This window comes from Embleya sp. NPDC005971 (assembly GCF_040629175.1).
Lineage (GTDB): Bacteria > Actinomycetota > Actinomycetes > Streptomycetales > Streptomycetaceae > Embleya.
On sequence record NZ_JBEXUX010000001.1, the window covers coordinates 90,790 to 112,905 of the forward strand.

General features: G+C 70.4%; 18 protein-coding genes. 17 read left to right on the plus strand and 1 reads right to left on the minus strand.

The annotated features are described in order from the left end of the window. Positions 1-110 precede the first annotated feature (110 nt). From ABZ374_RS00420 to ABZ374_RS00495, 16 genes are all read left to right on the plus strand, one after another. Positions 111-1,289, plus strand: coding sequence for a helix-turn-helix transcriptional regulator (locus ABZ374_RS00420; protein WP_360304495.1), 1,179 nt, complete (start codon positions 111-113; stop codon positions 1,287-1,289). A gap of 232 nt (positions 1,290-1,521) precedes the next feature. Next, entirely contained in the window at positions 1,522-1,878 is a 357-nt protein-coding gene (locus ABZ374_RS00425) for a hypothetical protein (protein ID WP_360304497.1), read from the plus strand. Positions 1,879-1,999: 121 nt separating this feature from the next. Continuing rightward, positions 2,000-2,275, plus strand: a complete 276-nt coding sequence (locus ABZ374_RS00430) for a hypothetical protein (RefSeq protein ID WP_360304498.1) — start codon at positions 2,000-2,002, stop codon at positions 2,273-2,275. Beyond that, on the plus strand, positions 2,268-3,224 hold the full coding sequence (locus tag ABZ374_RS00435) for an MvdC/MvdD family ATP grasp protein (RefSeq protein WP_360304500.1): 957 nt from the start codon (positions 2,268-2,270) through the stop codon (positions 3,222-3,224). The genes ABZ374_RS00430 and ABZ374_RS00435 overlap by 8 nt, the downstream gene beginning before the upstream one ends. Continuing rightward, positions 3,221-4,330: a methyltransferase domain-containing protein gene (locus tag ABZ374_RS00440; RefSeq protein ID WP_360304502.1), complete on the plus strand. Its 1,110-nt coding sequence runs from the start codon at positions 3,221-3,223 to the stop codon at positions 4,328-4,330. Before ABZ374_RS00435 ends, ABZ374_RS00440 begins: the two co-directional genes overlap by 4 nt. A 949-nt stretch (positions 4,331-5,279) precedes the next feature. After that, complete coding sequence (locus ABZ374_RS00445) at positions 5,280-5,426, plus strand: hypothetical protein (RefSeq protein ID WP_360304504.1); 147 nt, start codon at positions 5,280-5,282, stop codon at positions 5,424-5,426. 147 nt (positions 5,427-5,573) lie between these two features. After that, entirely contained in the window at positions 5,574-6,407 is an 834-nt protein-coding gene (locus ABZ374_RS00450) for a hypothetical protein (protein WP_360304506.1), read from the plus strand. Between the two features lie 71 nt (positions 6,408-6,478). Further along, positions 6,479-7,348, plus strand: coding sequence for a TIGR03936 family radical SAM-associated protein (locus ABZ374_RS00455; protein ID WP_360305439.1), 870 nt, complete (start codon positions 6,479-6,481; stop codon positions 7,346-7,348). Positions 7,349-7,499: 151 nt separating this feature from the next. Then, the gene (locus ABZ374_RS00460; RefSeq protein ID WP_360304508.1) at positions 7,500-11,153 is read left to right on the plus strand and encodes an Rne/Rng family ribonuclease; all 3,654 of its coding nucleotides are present in this window, start codon (positions 7,500-7,502) and stop codon (positions 11,151-11,153) included. Between the two features lie 210 nt (positions 11,154-11,363). Further along, entirely contained in the window at positions 11,364-11,678 is a 315-nt protein-coding gene (rplU, locus tag ABZ374_RS00465; protein ID WP_078977259.1) for a 50S ribosomal protein L21, read from the plus strand. Positions 11,679-11,689: 11 nt separating this feature from the next. Then, on the plus strand, positions 11,690-11,944 hold the full coding sequence (rpmA, locus tag ABZ374_RS00470; protein ID WP_360304510.1) for a 50S ribosomal protein L27: 255 nt from the start codon (positions 11,690-11,692) through the stop codon (positions 11,942-11,944). A gap of 111 nt (positions 11,945-12,055) precedes the next feature. After that, on the plus strand, positions 12,056-13,498 hold the full coding sequence (gene obgE, locus ABZ374_RS00475; protein WP_360304512.1) for a GTPase ObgE: 1,443 nt from the start codon (positions 12,056-12,058) through the stop codon (positions 13,496-13,498). A 50-nt stretch (positions 13,499-13,548) separates the two neighbouring features. After that, complete coding sequence (gene proB / locus ABZ374_RS00480; RefSeq protein WP_360304514.1) at positions 13,549-14,685, plus strand: glutamate 5-kinase; 1,137 nt, start codon at positions 13,549-13,551, stop codon at positions 14,683-14,685. Between the two features lie 45 nt (positions 14,686-14,730). Beyond that, complete coding sequence (locus ABZ374_RS00485; protein ID WP_360304516.1) at positions 14,731-15,135, plus strand: hypothetical protein; 405 nt, start codon at positions 14,731-14,733, stop codon at positions 15,133-15,135. Between the two features lie 141 nt (positions 15,136-15,276). Further along, positions 15,277-17,004, plus strand: coding sequence for an ABC transporter ATP-binding protein (locus ABZ374_RS00490; RefSeq protein ID WP_360304517.1), 1,728 nt, complete (start codon positions 15,277-15,279; stop codon positions 17,002-17,004). Continuing rightward, a complete protein-coding gene (locus tag ABZ374_RS00495) occupies positions 17,001-18,740 on the plus strand; it encodes an ABC transporter ATP-binding protein (RefSeq protein ID WP_360304519.1) in 1,740 nt (579 codons plus the stop codon). The genes ABZ374_RS00490 and ABZ374_RS00495 overlap by 4 nt, the downstream gene beginning before the upstream one ends. A 422-nt stretch (positions 18,741-19,162) precedes the next feature. Here the strand turns inward: ABZ374_RS00495 and ABZ374_RS00500 are convergent, their stop codons facing one another. Beyond that, the gene (locus ABZ374_RS00500; protein ID WP_360304521.1) at positions 19,163-20,716 is read right to left on the minus strand and encodes a fatty acyl-CoA synthetase; all 1,554 of its coding nucleotides are present in this window, start codon (positions 20,714-20,716) and stop codon (positions 19,163-19,165) included. Positions 20,717-20,843: 127 nt separating this feature from the next. On the opposite strand from ABZ374_RS00500, the gene ABZ374_RS00505 reads away from it, so the two are divergent. Beyond that, the gene (locus ABZ374_RS00505; protein ID WP_360304522.1) at positions 20,844-22,106 is read left to right on the plus strand and encodes a glutamate-5-semialdehyde dehydrogenase; all 1,263 of its coding nucleotides are present in this window, start codon (positions 20,844-20,846) and stop codon (positions 22,104-22,106) included. Positions 22,107-22,116: the final 10 nt, after the last annotated feature.

A 22,116-nucleotide genomic window follows, 5' to 3' on the forward strand; every position in this document is an offset into this window, starting at 1 on the left:
GTTTCAGTGGCCGCCGCCAGGGCCACGACGCCCTCGCCGGCGCCGACAGCCAACTCGGACATCGTCGGCACGGTCGAGTGGACACAGGGCCGGCGGGGGAGGCTCGTCTCATGAGCGTCGGCATCGGGGAGCGGCTGCGAGACGTACGCAAGCGGCGGGGGATGACTCAGAGGGAGTTGTCCAGCCAGTCGGGAGTGTCACTCTCGCTCATCCGAAAATTGGAACAGGGCGAGCGCGACGACACGCGACTGGAGACCGCCCGACGGCTCGCGTCTGCCTTGCGCGTTCCCACCACGAGCCTGATGACGGACTCCCCCGAGGAGTCCGCGTCCCAGGTATCCCTCGATCGGTGGGAGCCGGTACGCCGGGCGCTCATTGCTCCTCTGGCGGCCGGCAATGACCTCGAAGGGCCGACGCTTCAAGGGGTTCGCGCCGCGCTGTGGGACGCAACGCCTTTGTTTTCCGGTGATCGATTCGCCGAACTCGGCGCGGTCCTCCCATCCCTGCTGCGGGACGCCGAGGAACTGGCCCAGGCCGATCCCGCCGGGCGCGCGGTGCGAGCGAGGCTGATGTTGCTCACCGGCTGGCTCCTCACGCAGACCAGGCAGTTCGACGCCGCCGAGATGGCCCTCGAACGAGCCCTCGACGGAGCCACGGATCGCCTTCAGGGTGCCTCCGCGGTCAGCACCCAGTGCTGGCTCCTGCTGCGGCGCGGGAGGCTGGCGGACGCCCGGGCTCTGGCCACCAGATGGGCCGACGACGCCGAGCCGCGCATCTCCAAGGCAACTCCTGCTGAGCTGAGCGCCTGGGGGTGGCTCCTGCTTCGCCTATCGGCTGCCAGTGTTCGGGACAACCGTCCGGGCGAGTCCGAGGACGCCTTGCGCCTCGCTCATTCGGCAGCCGTTGCCATGGGCCGCGAGTACGACCCTCCCGAGAACTTCCTGAGCAGCTTCGGCCCGATCACGGTGGCGCTGAAGCGCGTAGAAAATGCGGCGATCGTCAACCGACCCGATCGCGTGCTTCAACTCGCTGCACACATCCCTGTGGACAAGCTGAAGCCGACCTCGAACAACCGCAACCGGCACCTGCTCGACGTGGCGGACGCCTATGCCCGCACACGGCGTTTCGCAGAGGCCATTGACGTACTCCAGAAGGTCCGTGCGGGCTCTCCCGAGTGGCTCCCGAATCAGCGGTACGCCAGAGACATCATGGGACGCCTCGTAGTTGGCCGGCGCACGCTCACTCCCGAGATGCGTACCCTCTCCGACGCCGTAGGGCTGCCTCTGTAGCACCTTGTGGTACTTCGCCTCGGGGTGCTCGCGAAGTGCCATTGAGATCATGTGGCCACGCTTCGTAACGTTGCGTACATGACGGACAGCGAGCAAGTCGATCGTGTGCGTTACCCGGACAACGCTGCGACGGTCGGATGGAACAGCGATTCGGACGCCATGTCCGGCCGGGTGATCTCGTATCGGTACCTCGGTTCGCGAGTGCACGAGGACGTGCGAGGGCCTACGGGATATGAAGGCGATCCCCACGGACACCGACCCCATGCATCCTTCGGGCGTGCTCACCGAAATCCAGTCGGGCCGCGACGGACGGCTGGGGGTTGTGCGGGCGCACGACGCCGACGACAAGCACGGTGATCCGCGGCGAGTTCGCCTTTGGTACGCCTACCTGCCGCGCATTGCTCCGGACGGGTGGCGTAAAGCAACTGCCGGCCTGGTTCGAGATTGCCTGGCGGCAGCACAGACTGAGATTTCTCCCAACGTCGCCAAGCGGCACGTCGTGGGCGCCAGAACGAAGGTGCCCCTCCGCGAGGGCTTGGCGACGACGGTCCGCCCCGAGCAGCGTCGCGACGATGAGGCCGCGGCCTGAGCGCGGACCGTCAAACCATCGACTCCCCGCCGCAATTGCGGCAGGGCTGGGTAAAACGCCCAAGAGACAGCACGTCCTACTCGCACCACCGCCTATCGGCTGTCAGAGAGGACTTACGTCAATGCAGAAGGCCATCGAAGTACAGGCGCAGGCACCGGCCGGCGACCTTCTCGTTCCCCTTCAGGTGGACTACGGCACGCAGGTGCCGAACGACTTCACGCTCCCCGAGGGCTTGACCCTGGACGAGGGTCGGCAGATCACCGTGATGGGCGGCGAGGCCGTCATCGAGAGCGAGCTGAGCGCTCACATGGGGATCACGAAGTCCAACGCGGTTTCGGACGGGCAGCAGGGCGCGTTGGACCAGAACGTGCCGGACGACGCCACCCCCAATGCCTGACCCGCGAATCGTTGTCGCCACCGGCCCGCTCGACGTCACCGCCGATTTCGTGATCGAGGAACTCAATCGTCGGGGCGTTCCGCTCGCGCGGATCGATACCGGCGCGTTCCCGGACTCGGTGAACCTGTCGGCGACGTTCGGGCCGGATGGCTGGCGGGGCAAGCTCTCGGGAGGATCCCGGACCGTGCGCCTCGAAGACTTGCGCGCGGTGTACTGGCGTCGCCCGTCGAACTTTCCCGCGGACAGTGTCGAGGCGGGCCCCTCCCGGGAGTTCGCCTCTCGGGAGGCCCGCAGCGGTATGACCGGTGTGCTGTACGCGCTCCCCGGTGTCGCTTGGGTGAATCATCCTCTCGCCATCACGGCATGCACCAAGCCGGCGCAACTCGCCGCGTTCGTCCGGGCCGGCTTGACCGTTCCGGCCACCTGGATCGGCAATGTTCCGCAGGAGCACGGCGACTTCTGCAAGGCGGGCCCAGCGGTATCGAAGACCCTCGGCCCGATCAACTACGACGGACCGGAGGGGTACCAGGTGCTGTACGCGGCGCGCGTCCCGCCGGAGCATTACGGCCATCCGCGAGCGCGGGCGACCGCCAACTGTCTCCAACGCGAGATCGAGCACAAGGTGGCCGAATACCGCGTGGCGGTGGTAGCGGATCGCCTTTTCATCAGCGAGGCGTCCGTCCTCGGCCCGTACCTCGACATCCGAGCAGTCGGCCAGGACGGCGTCACATACACACCGGGAACGCTCCCCGACGCTGTGCAGGCGGGCATCCGCACCGTAACTCGCAAGTTCGGCCTGGTGTTTGCCGCCTGGGACCTCGTGCGCGACGACACCGGAAAAATCTGGGCGCTGGAGCTGAACCCGGGCGGGCAGTGGGCCTTCACGCCCGACCGCGACGACATCTGCCGGGCCATCGCCGACTATCTGGAGGAAGCCGCAAACACATGACGACACTCGACGACGAAGCAACCGCACGGCGCACGGCCATGGTCAACGAATTGACCGCCGGCGGCCACGCAATCCGGCCCGACGTGGCCGACGCATTCCGGAATGAGCCCCGGCACGCCTACGTACGTCGGTTCACGCGCAGCCACCACATCGATGGTGCGTGGGTTTCCGAGGAGGTGAACGACGCGCACCCGGACTGGCTCGCCGAGGTCTATCGGGATCAGGTACTCCTCACCTCGACCTGGCCCGCGATGTCCTCGTCCACGGTGCCGTCGCTCATGGCCGACATGCTGGACGCCCTCGACGTGCACCCCGGCGCGACGGTGACCGAGATCGGCACGGGAACGGGCTACAACGCGGGACTCCTGGGTCGGCTCGTGGGGGACGAAAATGTTCTCTCCGTCGATGTCGCCCCGGAGCTGGTTTCCGCCGCGCGGGCCGCCCTTGAGGCCACCGGGCACGACAAGATCACCGTCGTCTGCGGTGACGGCTCAAGCCCTGAGGTGGTGAAGCCCAACAGCACCGATCGACTCATCGCCACCTGCGGAGTGAATCGTCTCCCAACCGCGTGGCGCCGGGCCGTTCATCCCGGCGGACTCATCGTTGTTCCACTCGGCGCCGGCATCGCCGTCCTCGACGTCAACAAGGAGCACGGCGTCCAGGGGCGGTTCCTGTCGACCGGGGCGTACTTCATGAGCCTGCGACCCGCAAACGGCGCTCCCCTGATGCCACGCCCCGACAACCCGGAGGGGCCGACGGAACCCTGCACTATGCCGGTGGCGGCATGGAGCGACAGCGAGTTCACGTTCCTGGTGTCCTTCTCGCTGGGGTTGGACGACGTCCTGACCGACACCTCATCGTCGGGTGCCCTGACCCTGTGGCACAGGGACGGCTCGATTGCGACCGTCGCTGCGGACGGAACCGCACGTCAGGCCGGGCCGCGGCGGCTGGCCGATCTGCTGGGCCGGCTCTGGGACGACTACCAGGCGCACGGCCGACCGCCGCGCAATGCGTATCGCATCGCGGTAAGCCCCGACGGGACGCACACCGTAAGTGCTCAATGCGCAAGCGGGCTGTGGGAAGTACTCCCGCCCTACGCCGAGTAGCTACCCCGGAGAGAGGGACCAAGCGTCCCCCTTGGCAAGGTCTCGTTCACGGCCCCACGTCGGCCGAGGTGGGGCCGTGCCCTATATGCGTGGAGCATCGATTGGTAAAGAGGTACCTCTCGGACGAAGAGTGGGACCTGGCTGTTGCGGTACTCCCGACGCGAGTTCAGGGGTTGTGCCGTACCGCAATTTCGTGGATTTCATCGCAATGCGCTATTGGGAGCGCTTGTCATGGAAGTCGCTTGCCCTTTGCAGTGCGACGCATGAGCGCTATCTGGAAGCCCGCTTCTCCCAGCGGCGGCAACAGGGGCGATGGGCCGCGCTGCACGAGGTCTTGGGTCACCGTCACGCCCCATGGTTGGCCGCGGCCGGGGACCCCGTGCCACCCCACCTCGCGCCGCGTCGATGCAGACATGCTGACGGACCACACCGGTGGCTATTCCGCGAACCGCATTGGCGAGCCTGCCATCCGATTCTCTACTCACGCGCGGGGCCCGCCTGGCATGAGTCCCTGGAGGCGGTGGCCGGTTACTACTCCGGGAGGTGGCCAACATGGGCGGCCGTTCCCGGCTGCATCTGCCGCAGTAGGGCTGCAACCATCGCGTCCCTCTCCACCTCGTGGCGCCGCGCCGGGATCTATCCGCAACCTTTTGGCGAGCGGGGTCGCGTCGTTTCTACGTGGAGTCTCCAGTTGGTACAGAGATACCTCGGCAGTCACCCGTTCCTCGAATATGCCTTCCGCGTAGACGCATTCGCCTCGGCCCGGGATCGAGCAGCACAAAAGAGCCCTTGGTGGATCGATCGCCTCCACCCGAATGGTGGACGTGTAGACGTCAAGTTCGCTGCGGGGTACGAACTGGGTGATGTATGGCGGTGGTTGGCGCGTATTTCGCGCATTTCGCAGAGTGGGCCGTCGAATTCGGCGAAGCCCGGGTAATGGGATTCCCGGGTGGCCGTGGTCGAGGAGGAGGTCGAAGTCCGGGTCGGGCGTGGTCGGTACGTCGTCGGGCGTCGTGGGTGGGTGCGCACCGTCGTGGAGGATGCCGCCGCGCCGGCGCGGGGTGGCGAACCCCGCACCTTCGTGGGCCTGGCTTGATCCGGTCGGTCGTGGCGAGCCAGGCTCGGCAGGTCTTGTTCGCTCGCTATGTCAGCGATCGCCTGTTGTCGAGTAGTCGTGTGGTCACGTGGGGCAGCAATGGTGGTCCTGCCTCCTTGTCGGTGGAGGGGCCATTAATCTGCCGGGGTGAATCCAAACGGGGAGCAATCGGAACCGGCGCCGTGGACGCCGTCGGGGAGCAATCAGCCGCCGGGGGCGCCCGCCGGGGGCGAGCCTCCCGGGTGGCAGCAGCAGGTCGGGGGCGGGTACGCGCCGCGGGCCGGCGGCGGGAGTGGGTCCGAGCCGGAGGGCTGTCTGTACGCGGTCGTGCGGTGGCCGGCGCGGATCATCGCGCTGATCGTCGTGGTGCCGTTGCGGTTGTTGTGGGAGTTGTTGTGCCTGATCGGGCGGGGGATCAGGTTTCTGTTCTGGACCTGGTTCCTGCGGCCGATTCTGCGCGGGCTGAAGGTTCTGCTGTGGGACTGGTTCCTTTATCCGGTGCTCGCCTTCGTCGGCCGCTACATCCTGGTGCCGATCGGTAACGCGATCGCGTGGGTGGTGACCCACCTGCTGGCCCGCCCGCTCGTCTTCCTCTTTCGATACGTGCTGCTCAAGCCCGCGACCTGGTTGTGGCGGTATGTGCTGCGCCCGGTCGGGCGGGTGACGCTTCAGGCGCTGCGGTTCGCGTGGGACGTGTCCACCGCCGTGCTCAACTTCCTGATCGTCCGGCCGCTGTCCTGGTTGTGGCGGGCCGTGCTGGTCCCGATCGGTCGCGGCATCGCCGTGGTCTGGCATCACCTGGTCGTACTTCCGGTGTCCTGGGCCTGGCGCAACGTGCTCACGCCGATCGGCAGGGGCATCCGCGCGGTATGGCGGGTGCTGGTCGTGGTGCCGCTGCGCTGGCTCGGTCGCAACGTGCTCCGGCCGATCGGTCGGGCCACCGGCGAGGTGTTGCGGGCCTTCGGAATCGGGGGGCGCTGACCCGACCCGCGCGATGGCCGTAGTCTTGGAACGACTTCTGCCCACCCACTTGAGCCAAGGACTGAGCGAAACTGGCACGACGTACGCCCGAGGGACCGCCGCCCGCGCCGACGGTCCAGCGACTGCGCCTCCGGTACACCAAGCGCGGGCGCCTCCGGTTCACCAGCCACCGGGATTTCCAGCGCGCGTTCGAGCGGGCCCTGCGTCGGGCGGAAGTGCCGATGGCCTACTCCGCCGGTTTCACCCCACACCCCAAGGTGTCGTACGCGGGAGCGGCGCCCACCGGTGTCGCCAGCGAGGCCGAGTATCTCGAGATCGGCGTGGCCACGCACTGTGACCCGGCGCGTCTGCGAGACCTGCTCGACGCGTCCCTGCCGACCGGTCTCGACGTGCTCGAGATCGTCGAGGCACACGGCGGCAACCTGCCCGAACGCCTGGAGGCGTCGGTCTGGGAGCTGGCCCTCGCAGGCGTCACCCGCGAGGAGGCCGAGCGCGCGATCGGCGTGTTCCTGGCCGCCGAGACCGTCGAGGTCCAGCGGATGAGCAAGAACGGAATGCGTACATTCGACGCCCGTGGGGCGGTGATCGCGCTGACCGTCACCACCCCCGACGGGAACGACGCAGGTCACCAGGGTGTCGATGCGGGTAGCGCCGCACCCTGTGCGATACTGCGACTGGTTGTCCGGCACACCACACCCGCCGTACGACCCGACGACGTTCTGTCCGGTCTTCGCATGGTCGCCGAACTTGTTACGCCCACCGCCGCCGCGGTCACCCGCCTGGCGCAGGGGCCGCTCGACACCGCGACCGATTCGGTGACCGACCCGCTCGCGCCCGACCGCGCAGCATCGGCGGTGGAGCACACCTCGCAGGGGGACGAGGTACTCCGGACCGGCCCGCAGGGCGGTGCAGAACCCGTCGTCGAAGCCTCGAACCGGTGACGACCGGGTACACGAGGCCACAAGGCTTGAATTTCCGACAGACTTATCGCCCGGATCACGACCGCAAGGTCGGGACCGGCGAGTGAGAGAGAAGCTTCCGCGCGGCGCCCTGCGTTGGAGCGCCCGGAAGCGTGACGGGAGACAGACCCGCATGCTCGACACCGAGCCCAACGACACGCCTGAGACATCAGGTACACCCGGGGTTGTGAACTCCGGTATTTCCGACAACAGCACAGACAACGACAACAGTACGAAGGACGACACGGCCACGACGCCGGCCCCCCGCCGCCGTCGCCGCGCCGCCAGTCGTCCCGCAGGACCGCCGAGCGTGCCCTCCGTCGAGGCCGCGCCGGTTCCGGCTGCCGTGACCCCCGAGGTTCCCGCGCCCTCCGACGAGGAGGAGCCGGAGGCCGAGGAGGCCGTCGTGGCCGAGAGTGCCCCCGAGCCCGAGCCCGAGCCGGAGGCCCCGCGACGTGCACGGCGCACCCGCAAGCGGGTGACCGCGCCGGTCACCGACACGGCCGAGGTCGCGTCCGCACCGGTGGAGGCTGCCGAGCCCGCACCGGTGGCGGCCGAGCCGGAGCCGGAGCCGGAGGAGGCGCCCCGGCGCGTCCGGCGTACCCGCAAGCGGGCGGCGGTCGCTCCCGAGGCGACCCCCGCGGCCTCGGACGAGGTCGTGCCGGAAGCCGCCCCTGCGCCCGTGCGGACCGAGCCGGTACAGGCCGAGCCTGCACAGCCCGAGGTCGAGGCGGAGCCGGAGGAGGCCCCGCGCCGGACCCGGCGTACCCGCAAGCGTGCGGTGCCCGCCGCCGAGGCGATCGAGGAGACCCCCGCGGCCGAGGCCGAGGCGGTCGCCGAGCCCGAGCCCGAGCCGGAGGCCGCCCCCGAGCCGCGTACCCGGGCCGGCCGCAAGACACCGCCGCCGGTTTTCCAGCCGCTGTTCCAGGCCCCGCAGGCGGCCGTCTTCGCCGAGCCCAAGCGCACGGCCGAGCCGACTCCGACCCCGGCCGCCGGCCCGGCGCCCGCCGTCGCGGAGCCGGAGACCCGGACCGAGCCCGACGAGCCGCGCGGTCGGCGTCGCCGTCGACGCGCGCTGCCGGTGGACGAGGTGCACACGGCCGCCGGGGCCGAGCCGCAGGACTCGCGTTACCAGGACGAGCAGGAGCGCCACCCGGGCCGCACGGTCGTCACGACCGAGCAGGCCGAGCAGACCGAGCCGGAGGAGACCGAGGGCGCCGAGGCGCACGAGGACGAGACCGAGGGCGAGCGCCCGACCCGACGTCGTCGGCGCGGCGGTCGCCGCCGCCGCGGTCGCGGTGACGACGGTGCCGAGGACAGCTCCGACGAGGACGGCGAGCAGCAGGCCGAAGGCGTCGGCGACGGTCCCGACGACGACGAGGACGTCGACGAGCCGGGCGACCCCGGGGCGACCACCAGCAGCCGGCGGCGCCGGCGTCGGCGGCGTCGTGACGGCGCCGCCGAGGAGTCGCCCGCCGAGCCGCAGGACGACCCCGAGCGCACCGTGGTCAAGGTCCGCGAGCCGCGCAAGCGTGAGGCGCTCTCCGAGAGCCCCACCGACGAGGTGCAGGGCGTCAAGGGCTCGACCCGCCTGGAGGCCAAGAAGCAGCGCCGCCGCGAGGGGCGCGAGCAGGGCCGGCGTCGGGTGCCGATCATCACCGAGTCGGAGTTCCTGGCCCGCCGCGAGGCGGTCGAGCGCGTGATGGTCGTGCGCCAGAACGGCGAGCGCACCCAGATCGGCGTGCTGGAAGACGACGTGCTCGTCGAGCACTACGTCAACAAGGAACAGGCCACCTCGTACGTCGGCAACGTCTACCTGGGCAAGGTCCAGAACGTGCTGCCCTCGATGGAGGCCGCCTTCGTCGACATCGGCAAGGGCCGCAACGCGGTGCTGTACGCCGGCGAGGTCAACTTCGAGGCGGCGGGCTTCAGCGGCCCGCGCCGGATCGAGGCCGTGCTCAAGCCCGGCCAGTCGGTCCTGGTGCAGGTCACCAAGGACCCGATCGGTCACAAGGGCGCCCGGCTGACCAGCCAGGTCTCGCTGCCCGGTCGCTACCTGGTCTACGTGCCCGAGGGCACCATGACCGGGATCAGCCGCAAGCTGCCGGACACCGAGCGGGCCCGGCTGAAGACCATCCTCAAGAAGATCGTGCCGGAGAACGCGGGCGTCATCGTGCGCACCGCGGCCGAGGGCGCGACCGAGGAGGACCTGACCCGCGACGTGACGCGGCTCCAGGCCCAGTGGGAAGAGATCAAGAAGAAGTCCAAGATGATCACGACCAGTTCGCCCTCGCTGCTGTACGGCGAGCCGGACATGACGGTCCGGGTCATCCGCGACATCTTCAACGAGGACTTCTCGAAGCTGATCGTCTCGGGCGACGAGGCGTGGGGCGTCGTGCACGACTACGTCGGCCACGTGGCCCCGGACCTGGCCCCGCGCCTGTCCCGGTGGACCAGCGAGGTGGACGTCTTCGCGACGTACCGCATCGACGAGCAGCTGATGAAGGCGCTGGACCGCAAGGTCTGGCTGCCCAGCGGCGGCTCGCTGGTGATCGACCGCACCGAGGCGATGGTCGTGGTCGACGTCAACACCGGCAAGTTCACCGGTCAGGGCGGCAACCTCGAGGAGACCGTCACCCGCAACAACCTGGAGGCGGCCGAGGAGATCGTCCGCCAGCTCCGGCTGCGCGACCTCGGCGGGATCATCGTCGTCGACTTCATCGACATGGTTCTGGAGGGCAACCGCGACCTCGTGCTGCGGCGCCTGATGGAGTGCCTGGGTCGGGACCGGACCAAGCACCAGGTCGCCGAGGTCACCTCGCTCGGCCTGGTCCAGATGACCCGCAAGCGGGTCGGCCAGGGTCTGCTCGAAGCCTTCTCGGAGAACTGCGAGCGGTGCAACGGGCGCGGCGTGATCGTGCACATGGACGCGCCGGAGACCAAGGGCCACGGCAACGGCGGGCACCTGCACGGCGGCAACGGCAACGGCAGCCCCGCGGGCTCCGGGCGCCGCAAGCGCAACAAGGGCAACGCCGACAAGAACGGCAGCGGTCCGATCACCGAGATCGTCGAGACCGACGAGGTCGACCTGGACGGGCCGGAACTCGAGGACATCGCCGCGGACACCGAGCTGCCCGAGGTCGCCGAACTCGGTTCGGTCGAGCCGGTCGAGGTCGCCGAGGCGATCGAGGCCGCGGAGACCGCCGAGGTCGCCGTCGAGCCGGAGCCGGCCCCGCCGGTCGAGGCCGAGCCGGTCGAGGCCGAGGTGGTCGCCGAGGCACCGGCCGAGGAGGCCCCGGTGGCCGAGGCTCCGGCGGTCGAGGTCGAGGAGACCGAGCCGGCCGAGGCCGTCGAGGAGACCCCGGCACCGGCCAAGCGGGTACGCAAGGCCGCCGCCAAGAAGACGGTCGCCAAGAAGGCCGCCGCCAAGACCACACCGGCGAAGAAGACGGCCGCGGCCAAGACGCCGCGCAAGTCGGCCAAGAAGGTCGCCGCCGAGGCGGCCGAGGCCGCGGCGGCGAGCGAGGCACCGGCCGAGCAGCCGATCGTCGAGCCGACGCCGGAACCGGCCGCCAAGCCCGCCAAGACGTCGACCCGGGCCAAGAAGGCCGCGGTCAAGGCCCAGGCCGCCGCCGAGGCCCCGACCGAGGCGGAGGCCGAGCCGGCCAAGCCCGCCAAGGCCGCCGCCAAGCCGCGCAAGACGTCGCGGCGGGCGACTCGCCCCGCCGGTCCGCCGGAGGGCGCCGTGGACGGCGCCGAACCCGTGTCGGCGACGAGCGGATCCTGAGTCACGACGGGTCCGCCCCGGGGACAAACCCCCGGGGCGGACCCGTTTGGCTTTCGGCCCCGGCCTTCCTGTAACCTTTCCCCTTGGTGTGCTTAGGCACAGGCTCCTGAGCAACCACCCTCCGGATCGCAAGCTTCGGAGGAGGCCCCCGATTTCTGTTCGGTGTGGCTGGCTTCAGGGGCTCGGACCCTGCAGAGAGAGAGATCCACGGTGTACGCGATCGTTCGCGCCGGTGGCAGGCAGCACAAGGTTGCCATCGGTGACGTCGTCCAGGTCGACCGCATTCGCGGTGCGGCGGGCACGGCAGTTGAGCTCCAGGCCATCCTCGTCGTAGACGGTGAAGCCGTGACGAGTGACCCGTGGGTCCTCGCGGGTGTGAAGGTGACGGCCGAGGTCGTCGATCACACCAAGGGCAAGAAGATCGACATTCTGAAGTACAAGAACAAGACCGGTTACCGCAAGCGCATGGGTCACCGCCAGCAGCACACCCAGCTTAAGATCACCGGCATCAACTCCGGGAAGTAGGGAGAAGCGACATGGCACACAAGAAGGGTGCATCCTCCACCCGGAACGGCCGTGACTCGAACGCTCAGCGCCTCGGCGTCAAGCGCTTCGGCGGCCAGCTCGTCAACGCCGGCGAGATCATCGTCCGCCAGCGTGGCACGCACTTCCACCCCGGTACCAACGTCGGTCGCGGTGGCGACGACACGCTGTTCGCGCTGTCGGCCGGTTCCGTGCAGTTCGGCACCGCGCGCGGTCGTCGCGTCGTGAACATCGTCCCGGCGGAATAATCACGCCGCGGCATTCGCTTTGACACCCGAGGGCGGACCCCATGCGGTCCGCCCTCGGGTGTTTGTCCACAGTGTTTCGCTCCCCGCTCGGGGAGCCGAGGAGGAATCCACGTGACGACCTTCGTCGACCGCGTCGTGCTGCATGTCGCGGCGGGTAACGGGGGCCACGGCGTGGCCTCCGTGCACCGTGAGAAGTTCAAGCCGCTCGGCGGCCCCGACGGCGGCAACGGTGGCCGGGGCGGCGATGTCACGCTGGTCGTGGACGCCAACACCACCACGCTGCTCGAATACCACCACCACCCGCACCGCAAGGCCACCAACGGCAAGCCCGGTGCCGGCGCCAACCGGACCGGCCCCGCCGGCGCCGACGTGGTGCTGCCGGTGCCGGACGGCACGGTGGTCAAGCGACTGCTGCCCAACGGCGACGAGGAGTTCGTCGAGGACCTGGTCGGCAACGGGGCCAGCTACGTGATCGCCCAGGGCGGTCGAGGCGGCCTCGGCAACGCGGCACTGGCCTCCCCGCGCCGCAAGGCCCCCGGCTTCGCGCTGCTCGGCGAGCCCGGCGAGGCCGGCGACTTCGTCCTGGAGCTCAAGACCGTCGCGGACGTCGCGCTCGTGGGTTACCCGAGCGCCGGAAAGTCCTCGTTGATCGCCACGCTCAGCGCCGCGCGGCCCAAGATCGCCGACTACCCGTTCACCACCCTGGTGCCGAACCTGGGCGTGGTCACCGCCGGCGACGTCGTCTACACCGTCGCCGACGTGCCCGGATTGATCCCCGGCGCGAGCGAGGGCAAGGGCCTGGGTCTGGAGTTCCTGCGGCACGTCGAGCGCTGCAAGGCGCTCGTGCACGTGCTCGACTGCGCGACGCTGGAGCCCGGCCGCGACCCGATCAGCGATCTGGACACCATCGAGGCCGAACTGAAGGCGTACGGCGGCCTGGAGGACCGGCCGCGGATGGTCGCGCTGAACAAGGTCGACGTTCCCGACGGCAACGACCTGGCCGAGATGGTCAAGGCCGAGTTGGAGGCGCGCGGGCTCCAGGTGTTCGCGGTCTCCGCGGTCAGTCGGGCGGGCCTGCGCGAGTTGTCCTTCGCGATGGCCGCCCAGGTGCAGGGTGCGCGCGACGCCGCGCCGGCGCCCGAGGCGACCCGGATCGTGTTGCGGCCGACCGCCGTCGACGACAGCGGCTTCACCGTCACCCGGCGCGACGAGGCGTTCATCGTGCGCGGGGCCAAGCCCGAACGCTGGGTGCGCCAGACCGACTTCAGCAACGACGAGGCGGTGGGCTACCTGGCCGACCGGCTCGCCCGACTCGGTGTCGAGGAGGCGCTGTGGTCGGCCGGCGCCGTGCCCGGTGCCGAGGTCGTCATCGGCGACGACGTCACCGGCGTGGTCTTCGACTGGGAGCCCACCGTGGCGGCCGGCGCGGAGATGCTGGGTCGACGCGGCGAGGACCACCGGTTGCAGACGCACCGCCCGGCGGTGGACCGCCGACGGGACCGCGAGGCGATCGAGTCGCAGTACGAGGAGTTCGACCCGTTCTCGGACTCCTGACCGACGGGTTTTCCGCCGACGAACGGTGATTAGGGAAGGCGGGGCCTGAGGTGCTCACAGGGGCCGGCGCGGCGCGCGAGGACGTGACCTCCGCGCGCCGCATCGTGGTCAAGGTCGGTTCGTCCTCGTTGACGTCCGCGCGCGGCGGCCTGGACGCGGACCGCGTCGACGCCCTCGTGGACGCGATAGCGGCCAGGCGGGCCGAGGGGGCCCAGGTCGTACTGGTCTCCTCCGGCGCCATCGCCGCCGGGCTGGCCCCGCTGGGCCTGTCCCGTCGACCGCGGGATCTGGCCACCCAGCAGGCCGCGGCGAGCGTGGGCCAGGGGCTGCTGGTGGCCCGCTACACCGCGTCGTTCGCGCGGCACGGCCTGCGGGTCGGCCAAGTGCTGCTGACCGTCGACGACGTCACCCGCCGGGCGCACTACCGCAACGCGTACAACACGCTGGACAAGTTGCTCGCGATGGGCGCGGTGCCGGTGGTCAACGAGAACGACACGGTGGCCACCGAGGAGATCCGGTTCGGCGACAACGACCGACTAGCCGCGCTGGTCGCGCACGTCGTGCACGCCGACCTGCTGGTGCTGTTGTCCGACGTGGACGGGCTCTACGACGGCGACCCGGCGAAGCCGACCTCGGCCCGGGTCGCGTCCGTGAGCGGGGCGCAGGATCTCGAAGGCATCGAGATCGGTAAGGCCGGCAAGGCCGGCCTGGGGACCGGCGGCATGGTCACCAAGGTCGAGGCGGCGGGCATCGCGACCTCGGCGGGCATCCCCGTGGTGCTCACCGCAGCTCGATTCGCGTCCGACGCGCTGGCCGGCAAGGACACCGGAACGCTCTTTCACCGCACCGGAGTTCGCACCGCCGACCGACTCCTGTGGCTGGCCCACGCGAGCACCGCGCGCGGCCGACTCACGCTGGATCCCGGCGCGGTCCGGGCCGTGGTCGAGCGGCGCAGCTCGCTGTTGCCCGCCGGGATCACCGGTGTCCAGGGCGGTTTCGTCGCCGGCGATCCGGTGGACCTGGTTGACGAAAACGGTCACATCGTGGCCCGCGGACTGGTCAACTTTGATGCGAAGGAACTGCCGGGCCTGTTCGGGCGATCGACTCGAGAGTTGGCCCGGGAGTTGGGTCCGGCCTACGAGCGCGAGGTCGTCCACCGCGACGACCTGGTGCTGCTGCGCCGCTGAGCGACGACCACCGAAGATCAGCAGCTCGCCGACGGGAGGCCGGCCGTGCCGGAGCGTGGGGACCGCCCCTGGGGGCAGCCGAATACGACGGCGCGGGTCGAGGACGACGTCGCGGGCCGAATGTGGCACATCACGCTGACCCTCGCCGGCAAGCCGGGTGACCCCGAGGACGTCCGGCGCGCGCTCGAACGGCTCGCCCACGAACACCCGTTCCTGCTCGCGGGCCGCTACGCGGCCGACCACGCCGAGGTGCGCTACTGGGAAGAGGCGCCCAACCTGCACGACGCCGCGGCGATCGCGTTGCGGTTGTGGGGCGAGCATCGGCAGAGCGCGGGCCTGCCGCCGTGGGAACTGATCGGGCTGGAGGTGGTCGACCGCCCGACGTACCAGAAGCGGGCCGGCGCCCCGGCCCCGCTGCCGGTGCAACCGGGCCGGGTGCAGCCCTTCTAGGAGATGCCCCGGGGTGCCTGCCGGGCGGTGCGCCCGGGCGGGTCGAACGGGCGGGTCGAACGGGCGGGGTCGAACGGGCGGCCGGGCGCGGGCGAATAATGCGTGGCCCGAAAAACTCTCGCGCGTTAGCGTCGCAGGACAATGCGTACGTTTCCCGTCGCCGACCCCGGCGATCCCGATATCCGGTCGGCGGGCCGATACCTGATCTGGCTCGCCGTTCGTTGTCGCCGGACCATCTGTATGGGCATCCTGTGGGCGTCCGTGTGGATGGTCGCCCAGGCGTTGATGCCCGCCGCGGTCGGCCGCGCGATCGACGCGATCGAAGCGCGCGACGAGCAGGCGCTCTTCGGGTGGTCGGGCGCGCTGTTGGGGCTCGCCGTGCTGATCGGCTTCACCGGGATCATGCGCCACCGCAACGCGGTCGCCAACTTCCTGGACGGCGCGTTTCGCACGATCCAACTGGTCACCCGACACGCCTCCCGGCTCGGTGCCGCCCTCCAACACCGGATCGCCACCGGCGAGGTGGTCGGGGTGGGCACCTCGGACGTGGACGCGATCGGCTCGGTGCTCGACATCACCGCCCGCGGTTCCGCGTCGGTGGTCACGCTCGTCGTGGTCGCGGTGGTGCTGCTGAACATGTCGGTGCCGCTGGGCCTGCTCGTACTGATCGGCGTGCCACTGCTGATGGGCCTGGTCTCGCTGCTGCTGCGGCCGCTGCACCGACGCCAGAACGCCTATCGCGACCTGCAGGCCGGGCTGGCCGATCGGGCCGTGGACATCGCATCCGGTCTGCGGGTGCTGCGCGGGATCGGCGGCGAGCGCACGTTCGGCGCCCGCTATCGACGCGAGTCGCAACAACTGCGGGTGGCCGGCGTACGCACCGCCCGGATCGAATCCCTTTTGGAAGCCGCGCAGTTCCTGGTGCCCGGCTTCTTCATCGCGTTCGGCACCTGGTTGGCCGCCCGGTTCGCCCTGGACGGTCGGTTGACGGTCGGTCAGATGGTGTCCTTCTACGGCTACGCGGCGTTCCTGACGGTGCCGCTCTCCACCATCACCGAGTTCGCCGACCGGATCGTGCGCGGGCATGTCGCGGCCCGGCGGGTGACGCGGGTGCTCGCCCTGGAACCGGGTGTGCCGGACCCCGCCGCGCCTGTCGCCTGGCCGCCGCCGGGAGATCTGGTGGATCGGCGTTCGGGCCTGCTGGTCCGACCCGGTGCGCTGCTCGGCGTCGCGTGCGAAGACCCGCAGGACGCACCGGCGTTGGCAGATCGGCTCGGTCGCTACGAGGAGGCCGACGTGCTCTATGCCGACGTGCCGCTCGCCGACCTGGCGCTCGCCGACGTGCGGGCGCGGATCCTGGTCGGGCACCACGACGCCGGGCTGTTCGCCGGGCCGCTGCGCCGCGAACTGACGCCGGGCGACGGCGGATCGGGTGATCTGGCCACAGCGGTCGAGGTGGCCTGCGCCGACGACGTGATCGATGCGCTGGACGCGGGACTGGACAGCGAGATCGCGGCGCGCGGCCGGGAGTTCTCCGGCGGTCAGGTGCAACGTCTGCGACTGGTACGGGCGTTGGTGGCCGACCCGCAGACGCTGGTATTGATCGAACCCACCAGCGCGGTGGACGCGCACACCGAGGCGCGGATAGCCGCCCGGCTCGCCGCGCACCGCCGGGGCCGGACCACGGTGGTGGCCACCACGAGTCCGCTCGTGCTGGACACGATGGACGAGGTCGCCTACGTCGAGGACGGCAAGGTGATGGCGGTCGGGCCGCACCGCGAACTGTTGGCGACCGAGCCTCGGTACGCGGCGTTGGTCACCCGGGTCGACGAGGACGAGGACGACGAGAAAGAGGAGGAGGACGCGTGAGCGCGCGGGAACTGCTCCCGATCGCGCCGGCCGCCGAGGTCGGCAGGCACGCCGTACGGCTGTTGCGCGAGCGGCGGCGCGATCTGATTCTGACCGTGCTGTTCTACGCGCTCGCCGCGGTGGCCGGTCTGGTCGCGCCGCGGTTGCTCGGGGTGTTGATCGAGAAGGTCCGCGCGGACAGCCCGACCCGCACGATCGACCTGCTCGGACTGGGCATCGCCGGCGCGCTGTTGCTGCAGGCGCTGATCGTGCGGCAGGCCGCGGTGGCCGCCGCGCGGTTGGGCGAGGGGCTGCTCGCGCAGGTCCGCGAGGAGTTCGTGGACCGGATCCTGGACCTGCCGCTGTCCACGGTCGAGCGGGCCGGCTCCGGCGACCTGCTCGGGCGGGCGAACCGCGATGTGGCCGCGATGTCCCGGTCGGCCCGGCGGGCGGTGCCGTCCGTGCTGGTCGCGGCGGTGACGATCGTGCTCACCTTCGCGGGGCTGCTGCTGCTCAATCCGCTGCTCGCGCTGCCGTTGTTGATCACGCTGCCGCTGTTGGTGCCGGTCACCTACTGGTACCTGCGCCGCGCGCCGGCCGGCTACCTGCGCGAGAACGCGGCGTGGGCGCAGGTGACCGACTCGCTCGCGGAGACGGTCGAGGGGGCGCGCACGGTCGAGGCGCTACGGCTGGCCGACCGGCGCCGGCGGCGGGGCGACGAGGACGTCAGGCAGGCGTACGCGGCCGAGCGGTACACGCTGTGGCTGCGCACGATCTGGTTTCCGTCGGTGGACTTCGGCTACATGTTGCCGGTGGTGGCGACCACGGGGTTCGGTGGCTGGGCGTATCTGCACGGCTGGGCCTCGCTCGGCGAGGTGGCGACGGCCGTGTTGTACGTGCAGTTGATCATCGGCCCGATGGACGAGTTGTTGAACTGGCTGGACGAGGTGCAGATCTCGGCGGCCTCGCTGGCCCGGTTGCTGGGGGTGGCCGATGTGCCCTCCGATCGCGAACCGACCGACGCCGTGCCGGTGGACGAGACGTTGACCGTGCGCGACGTGCGGTTCGCCTATGCGGCGGGCCGGGAGGTGCTGCACGGCATCGACCTGACGATTCGGCCGGGGGAGCGGATCGCGGTGGTGGGGCCCAGTGGGGCCGGGAAGTCCACGCTGGGGCGGCTGTTGGCCGGGGTCAACGCACCCACTTCGGGGAGCGTGTCGGTGGGCGGGGTGCCGCTGGTGGGGCTTCCGCTGGACGAACTGCGGGGCCGGGTCGCGTTGGTGACGCAGGAGCACCACGTCTTCCGGGGCACTTTGCGGGACAACCTGCTGCTGGCGCGGGAGCACGCCTCCGACGAGGAGGTGCTGGAAGCGTTGCGGGCGGTCGACGCGGACTGGGTGGCGACGTTGCCTGCCGGCGTGGATACCGAAGTGGGGCCCAAGGGGCACGAGTTGACCGCACCGCAGGCGCAGCAGCTCGCGTTGGCGCGGTTGGTGTTGGCCGATCCGCACACGCTCGTGCTGGATGAGGCGACGTCGTTGATCGATCCTCGGGCGGCTCGGCATCTGGAGCGGTCGTTGGGGGCGGTGATTTCGGGGCGGACGGTGGTGGCGATCGCGCATCGGTTGTATACGGCGCATGATGCGGATCGGGTTGCGGTGGTGGAGGGTGGGCGGATTACCGAGTTGGGGAGTCATCGGGAGTTGATTGCGGCCTCCGGTGCGTATGCTGCGCTTTGGCGGTCTTGGCATGGGTGAGCCGGGTTTTTGGCCTCATGCGCCGGCCGGGCTGGTTCGCCTCATGCGCCGGCGGGGCTGAGTGGTCTCAAGCGCCGGCCGGGCTGGGTTCGCCTCAAACGCCGGCGAGGCTGGTTCGCCTCATGCGCCGGCGGGGCTGGGTGGCCTCAAGCGCCGGCCGGGCTGGGTTCGCCTCAAACGCCGGCGAGGCTGCTTCGCCTCATGCGCCGGCGGGGCTGGGTGGCCTCATGCGCCGGCGGGGCTGGTTCGCCTCATGCGCCGGCGGGGCTGGGTGGCCTCAAGCGCCGGCCGGGCTGATTTGTCTGCGCTGGCGAGGCTGGGTTTGCCTCAAGCGCCGGCGGGGCTGGGTGGCCTCGAGTGCCGGCCGGGCTGAGTGGTCTCATGCGTCGGCCGGGCTGCGTGGGTTTTGAGTGTCGGTTGGGCTATTCGGGGGTTTGGGTTGCCAGGGAGTTGTGTTCGGTTCGGAGTTGGCGTTTGAGGATTTTGCCGCTTGGGTTTTTGGGGAGGGCGGTGGTGAGGATTACGTATTTGGGGACTTTGAAGGCTGCCAGGTGGGATCGGCAGTGTTGGATGAGTTGGTCCGGGGTGATGGTTTGGCCGGGTTTGGGGACCACCACCGCGGTGACGGCTTCTATCCAGTAGGGGTGGGGGATGCCGAAGACGGCGGCTTCGGCTACGGCGGGGTGGGTGTGGATGACCTCTTCGACCTCGCGGCCGGCGACGTTTTCGCCGCCGGTTTTGACCATGTCCTTTTTGCGGTCGACGACGGTGAGGTAGCCCTCCTCGTCGAGCACGCCGAGGTCGCCGCTGTGGAACCAGCCGCCTCGGAACGCCTCGGCGGTGCGCTCCGGGTCGTTCCAGTAGCCGAGCATGGTGTGCGGGCCTCGGTGCACGATCTCGCCGACCTCGCCGGCCGGCACCGGGCGGTCCTGCTCGTCGACCACGGCGGTTTGCACGTTCAGCCCCGCGCGGCCGGCCGAACCGGCCTTTCGCTCCTGGTCGTCCGGGCCCAGGATGGTGGCGACCGGCGACATCTCGGTCTGGCCGTAGAAGTTGTACAGCCGCAACTGCGGGAGTCGGCGGCGTAGTTCGGCCAGCACCTCGACCGGCATCGCGGCCGCGCCGTAGTAGCCCTTGCGCAGACTGGACAGGTCCCGGGTGTCGAAGTCGGGGTGGCGCAGCAGGGCGATCCAGACGGTCGGTGGGCAGAAGAGTTTGGTGACTCGTTCGCGCTCGACCGTGGCGAGCACCGCGGCCGGGTCCGGGGCGGGCAGGATGATCGAGGTCGCGCCGAGGTAGACGTCCGGCGTCAGGAAGCAGTGGAGCTGCGCGCAGTGGTAGAGGGGCAGCGCGTGGATCTCGATGTCGTCGGCCGCCATGCCGCCGTCGATGATCGCGGTGGCGTACTGCGCGATCAGGTTGCGGCTGGTCATCACCGCGCCCTTGGGCCGGGACTCGGTGCCCGAGGTGTACATGATCTGCACCGGGTCGTCGTCGTCCAGGTCGAGATCGGGCACCGGGCCGCCCTCGGCGAGCAGCGTCGCGAACGGCTCCCAGCCCGGCGCGGCCGGGCCGAACACCACGCGCAGCGCCTCGCGGCCGGCCAACGCGGCGTCGGCGGTGTCGGTCAGCTCCGGGCCGGCCAGCACGGCGCGGGCGCCCGCGTGCTCCAGGACGTAGCCCACCTCGGGCGGGGTCAGCATGAAGTTGACCGGGACGGAGACCGCGCCGAGCCGGGCCAGCGCGAAGTAGGCCACCGCGAAGCCGTGCGAATTGCGGGAGAGCAATACGACCCGATCGCCCTTGCCGATGCCGCGCGCGGCGAGCGCACCGGCGGCGGCCGAGACGGTGTCGTCGAACTCGGCGAAGGTCTGCCGCAGCTCGCCCGCCACGATCGCGAGCCGGTTCGGCAACCGGGCGGCGGTGCGCGCGAGCAGGTCGGCGACGCCGTGCCGGCGGGCCTGTACAGCGGTCACGGATGGCTCCTTGCCTCTGTGCAGCACATGGAGGCGTCATTGTGTCCGGCACGGCGGCCGGGCGGAAGCGTCTCGACCGCTGAAATCCTCGTGTTGATCATCGGCGGGCGTAGGTAGGCTTGCCGGCATGACCAGCAGCGAAGCCTCCGCAGTCCTCGACACCGCCCGTCGCGCCCGGGAGGCCGCCGCCGTCCTCGCGCCACTGACCCGCCGGGCCAAGGACGACGCGCTGCTCGCGCTCGCCGACGCGCTGGTGGCTCGTTCGGCCGAGATCGTGGTCGCCAATGCCGAGGACGTCGAGCGGGCCCGGGCCAACGGCACCGGCGAGGCGATGATCGACCGGCTGACCCTGACCGACGAGCGGATCGCCGCGATCGCCTCGGACGTGCGCGACGTGGTCGGCCTGCCCGACCCGGTCGGCGAGGTGTTGCGCGGCTCGACCCTGCCCAACGGTCTGGAACTGCGCCAGGTGCGGGTGCCGCTCGGCGTGGTCGGGATCATCTACGAGGCTCGTCCCAACGTCACCGTGGACGGCGCCGCGCTGTGCCTGAAGTCGGGCAACGCGGTGCTGCTGCGCGGCTCCTCGTCCGCCTACCGCTCGAACACCGCGATCGTCGCGGTGATGCGCGACGCGATCGTCGCGGCCGGCCTGCCCGCCGACGCGATCCAACTGGTGCCGGGCGAGACGCACGACTCGGTGAAGGAGCTGATGACCGCGCGCGGCCTGGTGGACGTGCTGATCCCGCGCGGCGGCGCCGGCCTGATCCGCACCGTGGTCGAGGGCTCGACCGTGCCGGTGATCGAGACCGGTGTCGGCAACTGCCACGTCTACGTGGACGCGCACACCGACCTGGAGATGGCGGTGAACATCCTGGTCAACTCCAAGGCGCACCGGGTCAGCGTGTGCAACGCGGCCGAGACGCTGCTGGTGCACCGGGACGTGGCGGACGCCTTCGTGCCGCTCGCGCTGGCCGCGCTGAAGGACGCCGGGGTGACCGTGCACGGCGACGCCGCGGTGCAGGCGTTCTCGGCCGACGTGGTGCCCGCCACCGATGCCGACTGGGACACCGAATACCTCTCCTACGACATCGCCGCCGCCGTGGTGCCCTCGCTGCACGACGCGGTCGCGCACATCCGTCGACACAGCTCCGGCCACACCGAGGCGATCGTGACCACGTCGCAGGCCGCGGCCCGCGAGTTCGTCAGCCTGGTCGACTCGACCGCCGTGATGGTCAACGCGTCGACGCGGTTCACCGACGGCGGCCAGTTCGGCTTCGGTGCGGAGATCGGCATCTCGACGCAGAAGCTGCACGCGCGCGGGCCGATGGGTCTGCCCGAGCTGACCAGCACGAAGTACGTGGTCACCGGCGACGGTCACGTGCGCCCCTGACCCGGGAGCG